Raw genomic sequence first — 1,540 nt, 5'->3', positions numbered from 1 at the left:
GGGGCTAGCGTGCGCACACATCTGATTTGGCGGGGATTAGTTTGGATTTGCAAGAGCGAAGCCCTCGGCGATGGCGTGGAAGCGTTTTAGCCCATTGGAGAAGGTGACGGGGCCTGGCGGCCGCTCCTTTGCGTAGCCGTTCCATCCGCCGAGCCGGGCGATGCACCAGGCGGCCCAGGCGAGCGTGTGTTGCGGATGCGGGTTGTTCTGCTTTTGGGTTTTGCCTTCGAGTCTGGCAATCAGCGCCTCCAGCACGGTGATCTCGGCGGGGCTGAAGAGGCGAGCGGCCTTGAAGGTGCGGCCGGCGGCATCGCGCCCGTGCACGAGTTGCATGACCCTGACGGCGACGATCAGCGCGGTCGCGGCCAGCCGTTCGAGTGCCTCACCATCGGCAAGCAGGCTTTCCTCCAGATCGATGGCCTGCGACTTCACGGTTCGGAACAGCTGTTCGACGGTCCAGCGCAACCGGTAGAGATCGACCATGCGGCAAGCGTCGGCGAGCGTTTTGACCGTGTGAGTGGTCAACAGTCGCCAGATCACCGCCTCCTTGGGCGAAGGCGGATCGATCTCGCGCACTTCGACGATGTTGAGCGTGATCTCGCGCGGATCGCGGCGGTCGGCACCAAGGTGCGGCTGGCGCAAGGCGACCTCGGCGAAGCGGACGGCCAGTTGCACCTTGCGCGCCAGTCGGCCGGGACGCGCCTGCAGCTCGAAGGCGATCCGGCCGGCTTCCGGCGTTTTGGCGATCTCGCCGAACAGACGGCCGCCCTGCTCACCCAGAGCCCGGTCGCGCACGGCGCGGATGAGCACATGCGTGCGCTCGTCAGGCAGCCTTGCCAGTACTTCGTAGATGTCGGCCTCGCGGTCGCCGATCACGGTAGCCAGCGGCGTGTCGGTCAGCGCCTGGCGGGCCGCCTTGGCGGTGGCGATCCATTTGTAGCTTTCCTTGGCTTCGATCGGCAGGGCTTGGTAGTCGTGCGCCTTCTGCCCCCGGCGCCGCCAGATCGTGGCAGCCGCAAGCCCCAGCACGGAACCGTCGGCGGCATCCACGGCCAGCGCCGGGTGGACGAACAGCCCGACATCCTTGCCGTTGCCGACACGCCCGAGGCCGCGCTTGCGCGAGGCCTTGGCCTCATAGTTGATCTCGCTGCTGTCCTCGATGATCAGCACATGGCGGCCGGCCGCCGCCTCGCCCGTTCGCGCCGCTGCCGTGCGCACGATCTCCTGCACCGTCACCTGGGGATTGCGAAACAGCCGCGTGAACGCAACTTGTTCCGCGCGCGTATCGGCCAGCCTGCGCAGGCCCACGCTGACGCGCGTGCACATGCGATCCAGCACCATGCTCCCCTTTTTTGCAGGCGCAGGTCGCCGAAGTATCCAAGTAGCGGTGCCATCGTCGAAACCTCCCGAATCAACAATGGCAGCTACAGAATCACACATGATTCCAACCCCGCAAGCCAAACCTGCTACCCAACCAAAACTCCCTTGACACCTCTCCGAAGCAGATGTGTGCGCACGCTAGCCCACAAGGGGAGAAGGG

1 protein-coding gene is annotated in these 1,540 nt (G+C 65.6%); it reads right to left on the bottom strand.

The genetic code is table 11. The annotated features are described in order from the left end of the window. Positions 1-36 precede the first annotated feature (36 nt). Complete coding sequence (locus NKI54_RS36240; RefSeq protein WP_352579917.1) at positions 37-1,341, bottom strand: IS4 family transposase; 1,305 nt, start codon at positions 1,339-1,341, stop codon at positions 37-39. Positions 1,342-1,540 lie beyond the last annotated feature (199 nt).

This window comes from Mesorhizobium sp. M0663 (assembly GCF_040320585.1).
Taxonomy (GTDB): domain Bacteria; phylum Pseudomonadota; class Alphaproteobacteria; order Rhizobiales; family Rhizobiaceae; genus Mesorhizobium.
This window is presented reverse-complemented; position numbering and strand designations above follow the sequence as displayed.